We start from the raw sequence: 18419 nt of genomic DNA, 5'->3' as shown, positions 1-18419 counted from the left end.
GTGGGGACCGTCACGGTCCGCACCCCGCCCCGGCTCAGCCGGCCACCGTCCAGGAGACCGCGCGCGTCATGTAGCGCTCCCGGAAGGCCTCGTCGCGCACCCAGTCCGTGGTGTCCCGGACGGTCGCCGTGACGGTCGCGGCGTGCCCGGGCTCCAGCGGCAGCGAGGCGGTGTCCAGCCAGCTGCGGTCCGCCGCCTGCGGCTCGACCGGTACGCCGTCCACCGTCCAGTCCACCCGCAGCTGCCGGGGGCCGGTCAGCGGGACCGGCCGGACCTCCAGCCGGGGCCGGCCGGTGACGTCGCCGGGTGCCGGTACGGCGGCGTCGGTGGGCCGGATCCGGCGGTAGATCTCCTCGATGATCGCCTCCCGCGAGGGCAGGTTGTAGGCCCCGCCGAGGGTGCGCATCACCGAGTCCGGGGTGGGCCGGTAGATGCCGTTGGCACTGCGGTAGGCGCCGATGGTCCCGGCACCGTCCGGGGACTCCGCGCCGAGCCAGCGCCACCACTTGGACTGCTTGCGGCGCATGTCGTCGGCGTTCTCGGTGGAGAGGTTGGGGTAGTCGGCGTCGTCGGGCGCGCTGTCGTACTCGTCGCCGAGGTCGCCGACGGTGTGCCCGATCTCGTGCTGGATGATCCGGCCGGCGTCGGGGCTGCCGCCGGCCAGGGTGGTCACCCCGGTGCCGCCGGCGCCGCCGTACTCGGTGGAGTTGGCCAGCGCGATGAGGTACTGCGGGCCCTCGCCGCGGCCGGCGTACCGGGCCGTCGCGTCCTCGTCGGCGCAGAGCAGCCGGGCGGTGCCCTCGCACCAGAAGTGCATGCCGAGCGGGGTGGCGGGGCTGCGGCCGCGGCTCTCGGTCTCGGCGATGCCGGAGACCGGGGAGACCACCTCGACCCGCCTTATGTTGAAGAACCCCTGGTAGCTGCGGAACGGCTCGATCTCCATCAGCGCCCGCCAGGCCCGGTCGGCCTGTTCGCGGAACACGTCCTGTTCCGCGGCGGTGTAACCGTCGCCGAGCAGGACGAGGGTGATCCGGTTGGCCGGGTCGCCGGTCCGCCGTATGTCGACGGTCGGCGCGTCCCCGGCGGTGCGCAGATCGGCGTGCTGCACCGCGGTGTGCGGCGGGACCGCGCGGTCGGCCGGGGCGCCGGCCCCGATCACCCCGAACGGTGAGGGTCCGGCCAGTTCGAGCGCGGCCGGGAGTACGGCGGTGGACACCAGCACGAGCGCGGCCAGACTCCGGACGATCCGGCCAGGGTTGCCAGGCGGCATACGGGTGCGTCCTCGACGTTCCGGTCACCCGCGTCGCCCGGGTGGTGGACGCGAAGACGTACCCGCCCCGGCGTGTCGTCCTCACGGAACGGCGAAAAAGTCACCGAACTGGACGAACCACAAGGATCTGACCAGTCATACCTATGAGTCCAACCAGGCGGTTCTCGATCACCAACCGTGACCTTGGAATCACCGAAAATAGTCATGAGAATCTTTGGTTCGTCCTGCAACTGCCGCCCCCGGATCGCTGTCTGTACCAGCGAAGGACGCGGGAGAGAGCATGACCGGCCGAGCCGGGGGGCGCTTCCGACGCGATGGAGCGATCCGGCCACCTTCGAAACCACACACCACCACCACGACACCAGACCTTGGGGGGTCCTGTCATGCGCACGTCCGTCATGCCCGCTTCCGCGAAGAACACCGTCGTCCGCCGCCGCGTCGCCGCCGTCGCCGCCACCGTCCTGCTCGCCGGCTCCGTCCAGTTGCTGACCGCCGAGTCCTCCTGGGCCTGCGGCTCGTCGGACGGGCCGGTCGCGGCCGCGCCGAAGGCCGCTGCGAAGGCGGCCGCGCCCAAGGGCGACACCGCGAAGGCCGACACCGCGAAGGGCGACGCCCCGAAGACCGAGGCCGTCACCCACAACGGAGGCCCCGAGATCGGCTTCCACATGACCCCCACGCTGGCCGTCACCGCGGGCGGGCCGAAGGTCGACATCGGGGTCGGGATCACCAACTTCACCGGGGCCCCCTACCGCAACGTGGTGCCCACGCTCTCGCTCGCCACCCACCTGGCCGGCGACGGCGACGGGGGCGTCTCCTACGTGGCCTCCAAGTACCTGGCCGTGGAGTACAACGCCGACGGCACCTGGAAGAAGCTCCCGCTGCGGCGCGGCTGCGACCCGACGCTGTTCGCGACCCCGGCCAAGGGGGTTCCGATCGCGGACGGCCGCGCCAACCACGTCACGTTCCGCGTCAGCCTCGCCGCGGACGCTCCGGCCGATCTCGACCTCATCCACGTCGGCCTCGGCGCCACCGCCGAGGACGGGGCGCGCAGCGAGTGGGCGCAGAAGGAGATGACGGTCAAGGTCCCCAAGCCCGCTCCGACCACCCCCGCGAAGCCCGCCCCGGCCAAGCCCGCCGGGACCACCAAGCCCGCCGCCGAGCCGACCACGGCCGCGAAGCCCGCCGCCAAGCCCGCGCCGGTCTCCGACAACACCCCCGCCGCCACCGCGAAGCCGACCGCGCCCGCCGCCGCCGCGCCCGCCGCCGCGCCGGCCGCCCCCGTGGCGCCGAAGACCACCCCCACCGCCGCCCCGGCCACCACCGCGCCGGCCGGCACCCCGGAGCTCGCCCAGACCGGCGCCGACACCCCGAACGGCCTGCTCGCGGGCATCGCCGCCGGCATCGCCGCGCTCGGCGCGGGCATGGTGCTCACCGTCCGCCGACTGCGCGCGCAGCGCTGACCCGGTTCCGGAGGAAGGCGCCGACGACACCGCCGCCGTCCCCGAACGACGAACCGCTCCGGGGCCCTCCCCCGCGCCGCACCGGCGCCGGGGGAGGGCCCCCGCCGTGGGAGCGGCGGAACTTTCGCCGGAGGAATTTTCGCCGGGGGAATTTTCGCCGGAGCAGCGACAACCCCACCCGGGGCCGGACGTCCCAATCGTCAGAGGACGAAACCTGGAGCCGCGCCATGTACGAGCAGACCCACGAGCACACCGCCGTCGACCGCACCGACGACGACACCGCCTGGTCCTGAGCACCACCGGGACCGCAGGACGAAGGGGCCCGACTCCGCACGGCGGTGCGGAGTCGGGCCCCTTCATGTCTCGCGTTCGCGTCTCCCGGGCGGGTCAGCCCCAGGTGATCAGGCGCTTCGGGTGCTCCAGGATGCCCGCGATGTCGGCCAGCACCTTGGAGCCCAGCTCGCCGTCCACCAGCCGGTGGTCGAAGGAGAGGGCCAGCGTGGTGACCTGGCGCGGGACGACCTTGCCCTTGTGCACCCACGGCAGCTCCCGGACCGCCCCGAAGGCGAGGATGGCCGCCTCGCCGGGGTTGAGGATCGGGGTGCCGCTGTCGACGCCGAAGACGCCGACATTGGTGATCGTGATCGTGCCGCCCTGCATGTCGCCGGGCGCCGTCTTCCCCTGGCGGGCCGTCTCGATCAGCTCGCCGAGCGAGACCGCCAGGCCGGAGAGGGTCCGGGCGCCGGCGTCCTTGATGTTGGGAACGATCAGGCCGCGCGGGGTGGCCGCGGCGATGCCGAGGTTCACCTGGCCCTTGATGACGATCTCCTGGGCCGCCTCGTCCCACTGGGCGTTGATCCCGGGGTGGCGCTTGACCGCGGTGAGCAGCGCCTTGGCGACCAGCAGCAGCGGGCTGACCCGGACGTCCCGGCCCAGCTCGCCGCTCTCCTTGAGCCGGCGGACGAACTTCATCGTCCGGGTCACGTCGACCTGGACGAACTCGGTGACGTGCGGGGCGGTGAAGGCCGAGGCCACCATCGCCTGCGCGGTCGCCTTGCGGACGCCCTTGATCGGCACCCGGACGTCGCCCGCGCCGGGCAGCACCACGGCGGTGGACACCGGGGCGGCGACGGCCGGCTCGGCGGCCGGGGCCTCGACGGGGGCCGGCGCCGGGGCGGCGGCGGCCGCCGCGTGGGCGTGCAGGTCCTCACGGGTGATCACGCCGTCCGGACCGGTCGGGGTGACGACCCGGAGGTCGATCCCGAGGTCCTTGGCGAGCTTGCGCACCGGCGGCTTGGCCAGCGGCCGGTCACCGGACACCTCGACGGCCGCCACCGGCACCGGGGCCGGGGCGACGACGGGCGCCGGAGCGGGCGCGGGGGCCGGCACGGTGGCCGCGGCGGTGGCCGTGACCGTGGTGCGCCGCGCCCGGCGCTGGCTGCCGCCGGTCCGCGGACCGTAGCCGACCAGCACCTCGCGCCGCTCGGGCTCGGGCGCCTCCGGGGCCTCGGCCACGGGGGCCGGGGCCGCGGCCGGGGCGACGGCGGCGGGGACGGGTGCCCCCGCGGCTCCGGCCACCGCGACCGAGATGATCGCGGTGCCGACGTCGACCGTCGCGCCCTCCGGGAAGAACAGCTGCTCGACGACCCCGGTGAACGGGATCGGCAGCTCCACGGCGGCCTTGGCGGTCTCCACCTCGCAGACGACCTGCCCGTCGGTGACGGTGTCACCGGGCTTGACGTACCAGCTGAGGATCTCGGCCTCGGTCAGGCCCTCGCCCACATCGGGCATCTTGAACTCGCGGAGCGAGCGAACTTCGGTGGTCATCAGCGCTCCCCGGGATCAGTACGCGAACGCGCGGTCGACGGCGTCGAGCACGCGGTCCAGGTCGGGGAGGAAGGACTCCTCGACCCGGGACGGCGGGTACGGCGCGTAGTAGCCGCCGACCCGCAGGATCGGCGCCTCCAGGTGGTAGAAGCAGCGCTCGGTGAGCCGGGCGGCCAGTTCCGCGCCCATGCCCAGGAACACCGGGGCCTCGTGCACCACGATGCCGCGCCCGGTCCGCTTGACGGACTCCTCCAGCGCGGCGAAGTCGACCGGGGTGAGCGAGCGGAGGTCGACGACCTCCAGCCGGCGGCCGTCCTCCTCGGCGGCCGCGGCGGCCTCCAGGCAGACCTTGACCATCGGCCCGTAGGCGATCAGCGTGGCGTCGGCACCGGGCCGGACGATCCGCGCGTCGTGCAGGCCCAGGTCGGCGGACTCGCCGACCTCGCCCTTGTCCCAGTAGCGGCGCTTGGGCTCCAGGAAGATCACCGGGTCGTCCGACTCGATGGCCTGGCGCAGCATCCAGTGCGCGTCGTGCGCGTTGGACGGGGTGACCACCCGCAGACCGGCGGTGTGGGCGAAGTACGCCTCGTGCGACTCGCTGTGGTGCTCGACCGCGCCGATGCCACCCGCGTAGGGGATGCGCACGGTGACCGGCATCTTGACGTGGCCCAGTGCGCGGGCGTGCATCTTGGCCAGCTGGGAGACGATCTGGTCGAAGGCCGGGTAGACGAAGCCGTCGAACTGGATCTCCACGACCGGGCGGTAGCCGCGCAGCGCGAGGCCGATCGCGGTGCCGACGATGCCGGACTCGGCGAGCGGGGTGTCGATCACCCGGTCCTCGCCGAAGTCCTTCTGCAGGCCGTCGGTGATCCGGAAGACGCCGCCGAGCTTGCCGATGTCCTCGCCCATCAGGACGGTCTTCGGGTCGCTCTCCAGCGACTTGCGCAGCGCCCCGTTGAGCGCCTTGGCGATGCTGAGCTGGCCGGCCATCAGTGGTTCTCCCCCGCCTCGAAGGAGGCCGCGTACTCGATGTACTCGGCCCGTTCCTCATCGACCAGCGCGTGCGGCTCCGCGTAGACGTGGTCGAAGATCAGGGTGGGGTCGGGGTCCGGCATGCTGCGCACGCCCTCGCGCACCCGCAGTCCGAGCTGCTCGCTCTCGGCCTCGATCGAGGCGAAGAACTCCTCGTCGGCCAGGCCCTCCTTCTCCAGGAGGGTGCGGAGCCGGGTGATCGGGTCCTTGGCCTTCCAGGCCTCGGTCTCGTCGGCCGCCCGGTAGCGGGTCGGGTCGTCGGAGGTGGTGTGCGCGCCCATCCGGTAGGTGAAGGCCTCGATCAGCACCGGGCCGTTGCCGGTGCGGGCGTGCTCCAGGGCCCAGCGGGTCACCGCGAGGCAGGCCAGCACGTCGTTGCCGTCGACCCGGATGCCCGGGAAGCCGAAGCCGGAGGCCCGGCGGTACAGCGGGATCTTGGTCTGGGTGGTGGTGGGCTCGGAGATCGCCCACTGGTTGTTCTGGCAGAAGAAGACCACCGGCGAGTTGTAGACCGAGGCGAAGGTGAAGGCCTCGTTGACGTCGCCCTGGCTGGAGGCGCCGTCGCCGAAGTACGCGATCACCGCGTCGTCGGCGCCGTCCTTGGTGATGCCCATCGCGTATCCGGTGGCGTGCAGGGTCTGCGCGCCGATCACGATGGTGTACAGGTGGAAGTTCTTCTCGTTCGGGTCCCAGCCGCCGTGGTTCACACCGCGGAACATGCCGAGCAGGTTCAGCGGGTCGACGTCGCGGCACCAGGCCACGCCGTGCTCGCGGTAGGTGGGGAAGGCGTAGTCGCCCGGTCGCATCGCGCGGCCGGAGCCGACCTGGGCGGCCTCCTGGCCCAGCAGCGAGGCCCACAGGCCCAGCTCGCCCTGGCGCTGCAGCGAGGTCGCCTCGGCGTCGAAGCGACGCACCAGCACCAGGTCACGGTAGAGGGCTCGGAGCTCGTCCGCCTCCACGGTGAGCGGGAAGTCCGGGTGCTCGACCCGCTCGCCTTCCGGGGTCAGCAGCTGTACGAGCTCCGGCTGGGCGTCCTTGGCCGTGGCGCGGACGCCGGGGGCAGCCTTCTTGCGGGCCCTCGCCGTGCTTTTGACGGTCACGTTCACTCCTCGGTCTGTCCGGCCGCCCGGGGTCGCCGGTGACCGGTCCGGTCACCGCCTCGCGGGGCGCGCGTGGGTGTGCGCACCCGCAGCGGGGCAGGTGGTGATCCTTTTCCGACGGCGTCCCTCACGAGAACGTTACCCAGCGTCCGTCCTCGACGCGTCTGCGCTAGGACGTCCTACTTGTTCGGGGTCTACAAACCGCGCGTGTGGCGCAGCTCTCAATTCGGTCGCGTTCAGGACACCAGCGCACGTTATCCGGGCGGAGGCTCCGGCGTAAGGGGGTTACCGGCATCGGTTTCGACCGCTCTGGCCGGATCGTGACCCCGGCGCGGTACGGGCGAGAGGTCTTTCGTAGGGTGATATGGGAGGCTTTGCGCGTGACTGATAACGGACAAATCACGGTATTCCTCCTCGACGACCACGAGGTGGTCCGCCGGGGTGTCCATGAACTCCTCTCCGTCGAGGAGGACATCGAGGTGGTCGGCGAGGCCGGCACCGCCGCCGAGGCGCTGACCAGGATCCCGGCCGTCCACCCCGATGTCGCGGTGCTCGACGTCCGGCTGCCCGACGGCAACGGCGTCGAGGTCTGCCGGGAGATCCGCTCCCGGATGCCGGAGATCAAGTGCCTGATGCTGACCTCGTTCTCGGACGACGAGGCCCTGTTCGACTCGATCATGGCGGGTGCCTCCGGCTATGTGCTGAAGGCGATCCGCGGCACCGACCTGATCACCGCGGTCCGGGACGTCGCGGCCGGCAAGTCACTGCTCGACCCGGTCGCCACCAGCCGGGTGCTGGCCCGGCTGCGGGACGGCGGCGAGAAGGAGGACGAACGGCTCTCCCAGCTCACCAAGCAGGAGCGCCGCATCCTGGACCTGATCGGCGAAGGGATGACCAACCGTCAGATCGGCAATGAACTGCACCTCGCCGAAAAGACGGTGAAGAACTACGTCTCCAGTCTGCTCGCCAAGATGGGGATGGAGCGACGGACCCAGGCGGCGGCGTTCGTGGCGCGGCACCAGGCGGACCAGCAGCACTGATACGGGCACAGCACACAACTGACGACCTGTCAAGGACCCCCGCCGAGAGGTCCTAACCTCTGGCTGTGACTTTCAGCCAGACCCTTGCCTGTGCACCAGCCCGTCCCGACCTCACCGCACCCCCGATAGGAACGCTCAGCCCCCCCGTCCCCCACGCGGCGCTCGCCGAGGTCCTGCGCCGCTACCGGGTGGGCCGCCTGCTCACCGCCGAACCCGTCGCCGAAGGCCTGCTGAACCGCGGCTACCGGATCACCACCGAGGCCGGCGGCTACTTCCTGAAGTGCTACGTCGACGCCGCGACCGCCGGCCGCGAGGCGGTCGCCGGCCACCACCGGGCGATGGCCGCCCTCGCCGCCCTGGGCCTGCCCGTCGAGCCCCCGCTCGCCCTCGCCGAACGGACCGGCACCATCGCCGCGTTCGGCGGCCGGCTGTTCGCCCTCTTCCCCTGGGTGGACGGCGGGCACCGCCACGGAACCGAACTGTCCCCGCCGCAGTGCGCCGAACTGGGTGCGCTGCTCGGCCGGCTGCACGGCGCCCTCGACGAGGTCTGCGCGCCCGTCGCACAACCCTCCGGCTACCGCAGCGCCGATCCGCTCGACAGCTCCGCGCTCGCCCACGACCTGCGCGAACGGGCCCGCGAGCACCACCCCCGCGACGAACTGGACGCGCTGGTCGAGCGCCGGCTCGGCGAACGGCTGGAGCTGCTCGCCGAGCACGCCCACCGGCGTCCCGCCCCGGGGGCCGCCCCGCCCACCGGCTGGACCCACGGCGACTTCCACGGGCTGAACCTGCTGCACCGGGACGGACGGATCGCGGCCGTCCTGGACTGGGACAAGCTGGGACGGCAGCCGCGCGCCGAGGAGGCCGTCCGCGCGGCCACCCTGGTCCTCAACGACCGCGCCACCGGGGTGCTGGACCTCGTCCGGGTCCGGCACTGGTCCCAGGCCTACCGGGCCACCGGGGCCGCCACCGCCGAGCACCTGGCCGCCGCGACCCACCGGGTCTGGTGGGAGCGGCTGAACGACTTCTGGATGCTCCAGTGGCGCTACCAGCGGGGCGACCACCGGGCCGACCCGCTCTACCCCGCCTCGGCGGGCCAGCTGGCGTGGTGGTGCCAGGAGTACGAGCAGGTCCTGGACGCCTTCGCCAACTGAACCGACGGCCGGCCGTTCCCCGACGGGGAACGGCCGGCCGGGGAACGACCGCGGTGACCGGTCAGGGAGCGGCCGGGGTGACCGGCGCGCCGGTCGGCGGCTTCGGAGTGGTGCCGCCGGCACCGCCCCCGGCCGGCGGCGTCTGGCTGCCACCGCCGGTCGGCGGCGGGTTGGTCGCCGGCGGGGCCGTGGCCGGGGGCGTCGTCGCGCCGCCGCCCGTCCCCGTGGTCGGGGTGTTGGTCGGCGGGACACTGGCCGACCCGGTCGCCGAGGTGCTCGGGGTCGGTGCCTTGCTGCCGGTGCTGCTCGGCGTCGGCGCCGCCGGGCTGCTCGAGTGCTTGCCGGTCGGCTGGCTCGGCGGCTGGGTCTGGTTGCCGCCGTTGTTGTTGGTGTCGGTCGGCTGCTGCTGCGGACGACGCGAGTTCTGCCCGGCCGGGGGCGTGGTCGTGGTCGCACCGGAACTGGGCGTGGTCGCCTCCGGCGCCGTCGACACCACCCCGGTGGTCGGGCCGAGGTCGCTCGGCTTCCCGCCGCCACCGCCGTTGTCGTTGCCGCTCAGCGCCATGGCGATGCCCACGCTGGCCGCGACGGCCACCGCCACGACGGCGGCCACCCAGCGCCACGGACCGCGCCGGCCGCCGCCACCGCGCCCGTGCCCACCGCCGTGCCCGTCGTCCGAGCCGTCGCCGCCGCCGTAGGGCGGGTAGGCGGAGGAGGGCGTGTGCGGGCCGCCCGGCACCTGGTACGGCAGCATCGCCGTCGGGTCGCCCGGGACACCCGCCCCGAGCACCGCCGTCTCGTCCACGCCCAGCGGCGGCATCCCGCCGTGGCCCTGGCCGGCCGCGGCCAGCCCGGCCGTCGCGCCGAGCGGCCAGCCGCCGGTGCCTCCGGTCAGCTCGCGCAGCGCGTGCTCGATGTGCGCGCGGAACTCGTCCGCGTCCTGGAAGCGGTCGTCCGGGTTCTTCGCGAGCGAGCGCAGCACCAGGTGGTCCAGGCCGGCCGGGACCCGCGGATTGGCCTGCGAGGGCGGCACCGGGATGTCCTGCACGTGCTGGTAGACCACCGACAGCGGGGTGTCGCCGGTGAACGGCGGGCGCAGCGCCAGCAGTTCGTAGAGCATGCAGCCGGCCGCGTACAGGTCGGAGCGGTGGTCGACCGGCTTGCCGAGCGCCTGCTCCGGCGAGAGGTACTGCGGGGTGCCCATGACCATGCCGGTCTGGGTCATGGTCGAGGCCGTGCCGGTGAGCGCCCGGGCGATGCCGAAGTCCATCACCTTGACCGCGCCGGTGGTCGTGATGATCACGTTGGCCGGCTTGATGTCACGGTGCACGATGCCGTGCCGGTGGCTGTAGGCGAGCGCCTCCAGCACCCCGGCGATGATGATCAGCGCCTGGTCGACCGGCGGCTCCTCCTCGTCGACCAGCAGCTCGCGGACGGTCCGGCCCTCGACCAGCTCCATCACGATGTACGGCGTCGACTCCTCGCCGACGTACTCCTCGCCGGTGTCGTACACCGCGACGATCGCGTGGTGGTTGAGCGCCGCGACGGCGTGCGCCTCCCTGGTGAAGCGGAGCCGGGCGATCTCGTCCTGGGCCAGTTCACCGCGGAGCAGCTTCACCGCGACGGTCCGCCCGAGCCGGACGTCCTGGGCGGCGAGCACCTCGGCCATGCCGCCCCGGCCCAGCCGGTGGGTCAGCCGGTAGCGGCCGTCACCGACCGTGCCCAGCGGGGCGGCGGTGCCCCGGCCGGGCGTCTGCGGGGCGCCGTACGGCGGGAGCGCGCTCGTGGCGGCGTCGCCACCCGGCTCCGGCATCCTGGGGGCCCCGCCGCCCGGACCGGTCGCCCAGGCCCCGTCGTCGTCCGGATGCTGCGTCTGTGCCATCGCTCCTCGCCCCGGGCCTTCGCTCGGATCGCGGTGCCCTGTCGCTCGTGTCCCCGAACGCTACCGCCTCCGGCGGACCCCCGGAGCACGCGTGTTCCGGGCAGAACCCGTCAGAGCAGGCCATTCCGGTCGGCCCGGCCGTCCGGTCCCGGTGCCGTGACCACCGCGCTCGAGACGCCCCGCGCCCCGTCCTTCGACTGGCCCTCGGCCCGGTTGACCACGATCGCGATGATGATGACCGCCAGCACGATCACACCGACGATGATGCCGATGATCACCAGGGCGGTCGAGCAGCCACCGCTGTTCGACGCGGGCACCGGCTGCGGCTGGAACGGCGGCGCCGGCATCGGGTGCGGCGGCGGGGTGTGCGCCTGCTGCGGGAAGGGCTGCGGCGTGTGCGGCTGCTGGAAGACCGGCGGCGTCTGGAACGGCTGCGGCTGCGGGAAGGGCTGCGGCGTGTGCGGGGCCTGGAACACCGGCGGCGGCGTCTGGAACTGCGGCTGCGCGTGCGGCTGGAACGGCTGCGGCTGCATGGGCTGGAACGGCTGCGGGGTCTGCGGTGCCTGCGGCGCGGCGTGCACCGACCGCGGACCGTCGGTGATCACCAGCGGGTTGCTGGCCGCCAGCGGGCTGCCGCCGCCCTTGCCGGCCGAGAGCAGCCGCTCGGCCTCGTCCCGCATCGCCGCCGCGCTCGCGAAGCGGTGCGCCGGGTCCTTGCGCAGCGCCGTCGCGACGAACCCGTCGACCGCCGGGGCCAGCCGCGGGTTGAGCGTGGACGGCGCCGGCGGCTCCTCCTGGACGTGCTTGTACGCGATCGAGAAGGCCGAGTCGCCGTCGAAGACCAGCTGGCCGGTGATCATCTCGAAGAGCATCACGCCGACCGAGTAGAGGTCGGAGCGGGCGTCCACCGGCTTGCCCAGCGCCTGCTCGGGCGAGAGGTACTGCGGGGTGCCGACCACCATGCCGGTCTGGGTCATCGAGGTGACCCCGCTCTCCAGCGCGCGGGCGATGCCGAAGTCCATGACCTTGACGTTGCCCTTGCGGTCGAACATGACGTTGCCGGGCTTGATGTCACGGTGCACCAGGCCCATGTCGTGCGAGGCCTCCAGCGCGTTCAGCACACCGATGGTGACCCGCAGCGCCTCCTCGACCGGCATCGCGCCGTGCTGGCCGACCGCCTCGTTGATGGCGTCCCGCAGGCCCTTGCCGTCGATCAGCTGCATCACGATGTACGGCGTGCTGGAGCCGTCCTGGGCGATGTCCTCGCCGCTGTCGTAGACGGTGACGATGTTCGGGTGCTCCAGCCGGGCCACCGCCTGGGCCTCGCGGCGGAACCGCTCCTTGAACGAGTCGTCCCGGCCCAGCTCGGCGTGCATGCTCTTCAGCGCGACCTGCCGGTCCAGCACGCTGTCGTAGGCGAGGTGGACCGAGGCCATACCGCCCTCGCCCAGCACCCGCTGCAGCACGTACCGCCCGTTGCCCAGGGAGTAGCCCTCGGCCGCCGCGTTGCCGTGCTCGCTCATGGTCCTCTGCTCCCCCTCGGCGCGGCCGTACCGCCGCGACCGTGACATTCGGTCTCGTCCGTGCGTGTTTCCGGGCCCGGCCCGCTGGCCTGCCCGACCCCTGTCGCGACGCTCGCCCGGACTGCGACAGGGGGTCAGGGTATCGGCTCGCGGGGACACCGACCGGCCCAGGGCCGACACTGTGTCCAGGTCGCGACCCGGTACCGGTCGGTAGTGCTCGCGCCGCCGGCGCGGCCGGCCGCGCCCCGTGCCGTGCCGCCCCGGCGGGGCCGTGGCGGTACGGGTACGGCCGACGTCCACAGGTGGGCGGACGCCCACGCGTGGGGGGACTGCTACAGGTAGGGACCGGAGCGGATGCCGCGGCCCTCGCCCGGCTCGTCCCCCTCCGGCTCCCCGCCGTGCAGACCGGGCGGCAGCGCCCGCCGCATCTGCTCCAGCTGCGCCCTGGCCGCCATCTGCTGCGCGAACAGCGCGGTCTGGATGCCGTGGAACAGGCCCTCCAGCCAGCCCACCAGCTGCGCCTGGGCGATCCGCAGCTCGGCCTCGGTCGGGATCGAGTCCTCGGTGAACGGGAGCGACAGCCGCTCCAGCTCGGCCACCAGCTCGGGGGCCAGGCCCAGCTCCAGCTCCTTGATCGAGCTGGCGTGGATGTCCTTCAGCCGCGCCCGGCTGGCCTCGTCGAGGGGAGCCGCGCGGACCTCCTCCAGCAACTGCTTGATCATGCTGCCGATCCGCATGACCTTGGCGGGCTGTTCGACCATCTCGGTCACCGGCAGTTCACGCGGACCGTCGCCGTCGTCCCCCATCGGGCCGGTCGCCGAACCCACCGGCAGCCCGTCCGGTCCGACGATCAGCACCTTCTGGCCGTCCTGCGGCTGCCCGCCCATGGCCTGGTGGAACTCCTGCGACGAGTACTCGTTCATCGGATTCGTCATGAACCACATTCTCCCTCACTGGGGTTGCCGGGGAGGAGGCCCCCGACCGACCCGCCCCGCCCCGCCCGCCGCCGGTGCCGCGACCGGCCGCGCGCCCGCACCGGGAAACGACGCTACGCCCGGGGGCGGGGCCGCGGTATCCGTACGGATACTCAGTCCGCTCCCGGATCCGGCGCACCGGGGGCGGCCCCGTCCGACCGCCGGGACGCGGTCAGTGCCGGCGCAGCCGCAGCCCGATCAGGCCCAGCCCGCAGCCGATCAGCCCCAGACCGGCACCCAGCGGCAGCTGGCGGGTGGCGGCGTCGTCCCAGCGGGTGGGCAGCAGGGCCGGGCCGACCAGCACCGCCTGCGGCCCGGGCCGGCCGAGTGCCAGGGTCTCGCCGCCGGAGCCGTCCTCCGGCGCGGCCGACTCCACCGCGCCCTCGGCACCCCCGGCCGCCGGGCCCGGCGCGGCGTCCGCGCCGGTGGCGGAAGGCTGCTCCGGCGCCTGCTCGGCCGCCTGCGCCCGGCCCAGGTCCGGCGCCCCCTCGGGGGCCGACCCGGTGCGCTCGGGCGCCGAGGCGGGACGGTGGCGGCCGTGGCGCTGCTCCCGGTCGGCCCAGGAGGGACCGGGACGGACCCGGCCGACCGCCTGCCACGCCACCGCGGTGGCGGCCGGGACGGCCGCGGACGGCGACACCGGGGCGGCCGGCTCCGGGGAGGAGGGCCCGGGCACGGTCGGCTCGGGGGAGGGCTCGGCGGGGAAGGGCTCGGACGCGGTCGGTTCGGCGGGGGTCTCCGCGACGGCCGTCGGCTCCGGCTCGGCACCGGCGGACGGCTGTTCCGGCTCCTGCTGCGGATCAGGCACCGGTTCCTGCTGCGGCTCCGGCTCCGGGGAAGCCACCGGGGAGAACCCGTCCGAGGGCGCCGCCGAACCGGACGGCGCCGGGGCCGCCGGCTGCTCCGACGGTTCGGGGGCGGCGACCGGGACGGGAACGGCACCGACGGCACCGGCCGGCGCGCTCGGCAGGGCGATCGCGGCCGGCCCGAGCACCAGCGGCACGGCGAGCCCGAGCACCGCCACCGCAAGCAGCCGCCGGCCGGTGCGGCGGTGGGAAGGGTGCGGCGGCAGGGCCGCGGGCAGCGGCCCGAGGAACGCGGACGAGGGTGCGGGTGCGGGCACGGTCGAGGTCCTTCCGCGACGGCCGACCGCGCTGGGCGGGGTCGGCGGCGGGACAGCTCCCGTCCAGACTCACACAGTCCGACATTCCGGGCATGTCGTACGGCGGGCCCGGGCGGCCGCCAGGCCCCCGGACCCGCCCGACCCGCGGCCTCAGACCTTCAGGACCACCTTGCCGACCTGCGCCCCGGCCTCCAGCACCCGGTGCGCCTCGGCCGCCTCCGCCAGCGGCAGCACCCGGTCGACCACCGGCCGCACCACGCCCGACTCGACCAGCGGCCAGACGTGCTCGCGCACCGCCGCCACGATCGCCGCCTTCTCGGCCAGCGGCCGCCCGCGCAGATTGGTCGCGATCACCGCGGCGCGCTTGCGCAGCAGGGTGTTGAGGTTCAGCTCGCCCTGCACCCCGCCCTGCAGCCCGATGATCACCAGCCGCCCGTTGACCGCCAGCGCGTCCACGTTCCGCGACAGGTACTTGGCGCCCATGATGTCCAGGATCACGTCCGCCCCGGCCCCGCCGGTGGCCTCCCCGAGCACCTCGACGAAGTCCTGCTCGCGGTAGTCGATCAGCACGTCGGCGCCCAGTTCGGCGCAGCGGGCCAGCTTCTCGGGGCCGCCCGCCGTCACGGCGACCCGGGCACCGACGGCCTTGGCCAGCTGGATCGCCATCGTCCCGATGCCGCTCGCGCCGCCGTGCACCAGCACCGTCTCGCCGGGGCGCAGCCGCGCGGTGAGGAAGACGTTGGACCACACCGTGCAGACCACCTCCGGCAGCGCGGCGGCCTGTTCCGCGGTCAACCCCTTCGGCACCGGGAGCAGTTGGCCGACCGGCACCGCGACCCGCTCCGCGTAGCCGCCGCCGACCAGCAGCGCGCACACCTCGTCACCGACCGCCCAGCCGGCCACCCCGGGCCCCAGCGCGGCGATCCGGCCCGCGCACTCCAGGCCCGGATAGCGCGAACTGCCCGGCGGCGGTTCGTAGAAGCCCTGCCGCTGGAGCAGGTCGGCGCGGTTGACGGCGGTGGCCGCCACCTCGACCAGGACCTCGCCCTCCCCGGGCACCGGGTCCGGCACCTCCGCCCAGCGCAGCGCCTCGGGCCCGCCGGGTTCAGGAATCGTCATCGCATGCATGGACCCGACGCTACTGCGACCCGGCGGCCGGACGGCGGGCCGACCCGCCTGTCAGCCGGCCAGCTCCGGGAGCACCACCGCTCCGGGCAGCGCGGCCGCCGCCCGGCCCGGCAGGATCAGCTTGCCCCGCCGCCGCCCGCTGCCCACCAGGACGAACGGGGCCGCCGCGACCGCCGCGTCGACCAGCAGCGGCCAGCCCGCCGGAAGCCCGACCGGGGTGATGCCGCCGTACTCCATGCCGGTCGCCCCGACCGCGGCGTCCATCGGGGCGAACGAGGCCTTGCGGGCGTCCAGGTGCTTGCGGACGGCCCGGTTGACGTCGACCCGGGTGGTCGCCAGCGCCAGGCAGGCGGCCATGGTGGTCTCCCCGCCGCGCCGGGCGGCGACCACCACGCAGTTCGCCGAGGCCTCCAGCGGCACCTCGTAGGTCTCGCAGAAGACGGCGGTGTCGGCCTTCTCCGGGTCGGTCTCGACGTAGAGCACCGAACCGGCGGCCTCCCGGTCCGGCCAGGCCGCCAGTGCCTCGGCCACCGGGGCCGCCAGCCGGTCGGCCACCTCCAGCGCGGTGGCGTGGAACTCGAAGGCGCCGAAGGGGAGCGGTGGTTGATCACTCATGACGGACGACCCTACGCCTGGGCGGCCGACTTGATGACGATCACCCGGTCCGTGAGCTGCAGGGTCTGCGCCTCCGGCTCGGTGTAGTTGATCACCCTTCGGCCGCGGACCACCGCGACCACCAGGTCCTCGCACTCGCGCGGGCTGTGCCCGGCCTCGGCCCGGGTGACCGGGCGCTCGACCACGTCCAGGCCGTCGCCGTAGGTGAGCAGGTCCTCCATCACCGCACCGGTGTGCGGGCTGAGCATCGACATGCCGAGCAGCCGGCCCGCCGCGCTGGAGCTGGTCACCACCACGTCGGCGCCGCTCTGCCGCAGCAGCGGGGCGTTCTCGTCCTCGCGCACCGCCGCCACGACGGTGGCCGTGCGGGTGAGCTGGCGGGCGGTCAGGGTGATCAGGGCGGCGGTGTCGTCCCGCTCCGGCGCCACCACCACCCGGGCGGCGGTGGGGAGTCCGGCCCGCAGCAGGGTGTCGGTCCTGGTGGCGTCGCCGAGCACGGCCACCAGACCGTGCTGGGCCGCCTGGTCGACCGCCTTGCGCTGCGGGTCGACCACCACGATCTCCTCCTTGCGCACCCCCTGCAGGATCAGGGTGTCGATCGCGCTGCGGCCCTTGGTGCCGTAGCCGATCACGACGGTGTGCTCGCGCACGGTGGACCTCCATCGGTTCAACCGCCACTGCTGACGGGTGCGTTCGGTGAGCACCTCCAGGGTGGTGCCGACCAGGATGATCAGGAACAGCACCCGCAGCGGGGTGATCACGAAGATGTTGGTGAGCCGGGCGGTGTCGCTGTACGGGGTGATGTCGCCGTAGCCCGTGGTGGAGAGCGTCACCGTGGCGTAGTAGGCCGAGTCCAGCAGGCTCACCCCGCCCCCGGCGTTGTCGTTGTAGCCCTCGTGGTCCACCCAGACGATCAGCGTCGTGGCCACCAGCACCGCCAGGGCCAGCAGCAGCCGGAAGCCGACCTGCCGCAGCGCCGGGGCGCTGCGCCGGGCGGGCAGCACGATCCCGGCGTCCGCCCAGGGCTCCGCCTCCGCCGCGGCCCGGCCGGAGAAGCGGCCGAACCCCCGTCCGCCGCCGGTGCTCACGGCGCCTCCAGCAGTTCGACCGCGGCACCGGCCGCCGCGCCGCCCGGCGGCACCACGGCGAGCGCCTCCGCCAGCGCGATCCCGCGCAGCATCGCCGGTCCGTCGTAGGGGAGTTGGACCACCCCGTGGGCGGTCCGCCGGACCGGCAGCAGCCGGGTGTCCACCGGGTGTCCGGGCAGGGCGGCGACGGCCACGGCCCGGACCGGTTCGCCGGGGCCGCGCCCGGCCAGCGCGTGCAGCAGCGGCAGGGCGAGGGTGACCGCCCCCGCGACCGCGGCCAGCGGATTGCCCGGCAGACCCACCAGATGACGCCCGCCGGGCAGTTCGGCCAGCAGCATCGGATGGCCGGGGCGGACGGCGACCCCGTCCACCAGCAGCCGGGCGCCGACCTCGGCGAGCGCCCGGTGCAGGAAGTCCACCGGACCGGCCGCCGTCCCTCCGGTGGTGACCACCACATCGGCGGTGGAGTGCCGCAGCGCGTCCCTGAGCAGTCCGAAGTCGTCGCGGACGGCGCGCGGTTCGCCGGTCTCCGCGCCGGCGGCCCGCAGCCACGGCGGCAGCAGCGGACCGAGCGCGTCCCGGACCAGGCCGGGTCGGGGCAGGCCGGAGCCGAGCAGTTCGTCGCCGAGCACCAGCAGCTCCACCACCGGGCGCCGGTGCACGGCCAGCAGGTCGTGGCCGCCGGCCGCGGCCAGGCCGAGCACGGCCGGACCGATCCTGGTCCCGGCCGGGAGCAGTTGCTCGCCGCGCCGGCACTCCTGACCGCGCGGGCGGACGTCCTGGCCGGTGGTCAGCGCGCCGGGGACGCGCTCGCGCAGCAGCGGGCCGTCCGGTTCCCCGTGTTCGCGGCGGAGCACGGCGGTGGCGCCCGGGGGGAGCTGGGCGCCGGTGGCGATCTCGACGGCGGCGCCGTCGGCCAGCGGGCCGTCCGCGGGGCGCCCGGCCAGCAGTCGGCCGGACACCCGCCAGGGGCCGGGCCCGGCCACCGCCCAGCCGTCCATCGCCGAGGTGTCGAAGGCGGGCAGGTCGGTGAGCGCGGTCAGCGGCTCGGCGAGGGTGCGGCCGAGCGCCTCGGCCAGCGGGACGCGCGGGGGCGCGGACCCGGGCCGGCCGGCCCGGCGTGCGGTCTCCCGGGCGGCCGCCCAGCCCGTCGGGCCGGTCGGGGCCGGCGGCTGGTCGAGCACGACGAGGTCCTCCACCGCG

General features: G+C 74.5%; 15 protein-coding genes. 3 read left to right on the top strand and 12 right to left on the bottom strand.

The window, feature by feature from the left end; genetic code table 11:
* Nucleotides 1–34 precede the first annotated feature (34 nt).
* Nucleotides 35–1270 carry a M64 family metallopeptidase gene (locus tag IF01_RS43635; protein WP_051740552.1) on the bottom strand — a complete coding sequence of 412 codons (1236 nt, stop codon included), beginning with the start codon at nt 1268–1270 and terminating at the stop codon, nt 35–37.
* Between the two features lie 383 nt (nt 1271–1653).
* On the opposite strand from IF01_RS43635, the gene IF01_RS47400 reads away from it, so the two are divergent.
* Nucleotides 1654–2730 carry a hypothetical protein gene (locus IF01_RS47400; RefSeq protein ID WP_030392472.1) on the top strand — a complete coding sequence of 359 codons (1077 nt, stop codon included), beginning with the start codon at nt 1654–1656 and terminating at the stop codon, nt 2728–2730.
* 387 nt (nt 2731–3117) lie between these two features.
* On the opposite strand, the gene IF01_RS0107320 is transcribed toward IF01_RS47400, so the two are convergent.
* Genes IF01_RS0107320 through pdhA form a run of 3 tightly spaced genes read right to left on the bottom strand, consistent with a single transcriptional unit; the run spans nt 3118 to nt 6689 of the window.
* Nucleotides 3118–4557 (bottom strand): dihydrolipoamide acetyltransferase family protein, encoded by a 1440-nt coding sequence (locus IF01_RS0107320; protein ID WP_030392471.1) that lies wholly within the window; start codon nt 4555–4557, stop codon nt 3118–3120.
* Nucleotides 4558–4572: 15 nt separating this feature from the next.
* Nucleotides 4573–5547, bottom strand: coding sequence for an alpha-ketoacid dehydrogenase subunit beta (locus IF01_RS0107315; protein ID WP_030392470.1), 975 nt, complete (start codon nt 5545–5547; stop codon nt 4573–4575).
* Nucleotides 5547–6689, bottom strand: coding sequence for a pyruvate dehydrogenase (acetyl-transferring) E1 component subunit alpha (pdhA, locus tag IF01_RS0107310; RefSeq protein WP_030392469.1), 1143 nt, complete (start codon nt 6687–6689; stop codon nt 5547–5549). The genes IF01_RS0107315 and pdhA overlap by 1 nt, the downstream gene beginning before the upstream one ends.
* A 380-nt stretch (nt 6690–7069) precedes the next feature.
* Between pdhA and IF01_RS0107305 the strand changes: the two genes are divergently transcribed.
* Nucleotides 7070–7729, top strand: coding sequence for a response regulator (locus IF01_RS0107305; protein ID WP_030392468.1), 660 nt, complete (start codon nt 7070–7072; stop codon nt 7727–7729).
* A 65-nt stretch (nt 7730–7794) separates the two neighbouring features.
* Nucleotides 7795–8883: a phosphotransferase enzyme family protein gene (locus IF01_RS0107300; protein WP_078879747.1), complete on the top strand. Its 1089-nt coding sequence runs from the start codon at nt 7795–7797 to the stop codon at nt 8881–8883.
* Nucleotides 8884–8944: 61 nt separating this feature from the next.
* On the opposite strand, the gene IF01_RS0107295 is transcribed toward IF01_RS0107300, so the two are convergent.
* The 8 genes from IF01_RS0107295 to IF01_RS0107260 all read right to left on the bottom strand — a co-directional run bounded on the left by IF01_RS0107295 (nt 8945) and on the right by IF01_RS0107260 (nt 18415).
* Entirely contained in the window at nt 8945–10765 is a 1821-nt protein-coding gene (locus IF01_RS0107295; protein WP_078879746.1) for a protein kinase domain-containing protein, read from the bottom strand.
* Nucleotides 10766–10875: 110 nt separating this feature from the next.
* On the bottom strand, nt 10876–12288 hold the full coding sequence (locus IF01_RS0107290) for a protein kinase domain-containing protein (RefSeq protein WP_078879784.1): 1413 nt from the start codon (nt 12286–12288) through the stop codon (nt 10876–10878).
* Nucleotides 12289–12620: 332 nt separating this feature from the next.
* Nucleotides 12621–13175, bottom strand: coding sequence for a bacterial proteasome activator family protein (locus tag IF01_RS0107285; protein ID WP_030392464.1), 555 nt, complete (start codon nt 13173–13175; stop codon nt 12621–12623).
* A gap of 259 nt (nt 13176–13434) precedes the next feature.
* Nucleotides 13435–14385: a hypothetical protein gene (locus tag IF01_RS0107280; RefSeq protein WP_030392463.1), complete on the bottom strand. Its 951-nt coding sequence runs from the start codon at nt 14383–14385 to the stop codon at nt 13435–13437.
* A 150-nt stretch (nt 14386–14535) separates the two neighbouring features.
* Nucleotides 14536–15513: an NAD(P)H-quinone oxidoreductase gene (locus IF01_RS0107275; RefSeq protein WP_030392462.1), complete on the bottom strand. Its 978-nt coding sequence runs from the start codon at nt 15511–15513 to the stop codon at nt 14536–14538.
* 51 nt (nt 15514–15564) lie between these two features.
* A complete protein-coding gene (locus IF01_RS0107270; protein ID WP_030392461.1) occupies nt 15565–16128 on the bottom strand; it encodes a YbaK/EbsC family protein in 564 nt (187 codons plus the stop codon).
* Between the two features lie 11 nt (nt 16129–16139).
* The gene (locus IF01_RS0107265) at nt 16140–17216 is read right to left on the bottom strand and encodes a potassium channel family protein (RefSeq protein ID WP_199523262.1); all 1077 of its coding nucleotides are present in this window, start codon (nt 17214–17216) and stop codon (nt 16140–16142) included.
* On the bottom strand, nt 17213–18415 hold the full coding sequence (locus tag IF01_RS0107260) for a molybdopterin molybdotransferase MoeA (RefSeq protein ID WP_375340972.1): 1203 nt from the start codon (nt 18413–18415) through the stop codon (nt 17213–17215). The genes IF01_RS0107265 and IF01_RS0107260 overlap by 4 nt, the downstream gene beginning before the upstream one ends.
* Nucleotides 18416–18419: the final 4 nt, after the last annotated feature.

Source organism: Kitasatospora purpeofusca (assembly GCF_000718025.1).
GTDB classification, from domain to species: Bacteria; Actinomycetota; Actinomycetes; order Streptomycetales; family Streptomycetaceae; genus Kitasatospora; species Kitasatospora purpeofusca.
The sequence above is the reverse complement of the archived record's forward strand: the minus strand, read 5'-3'. Positions and strand labels throughout refer to the sequence as shown.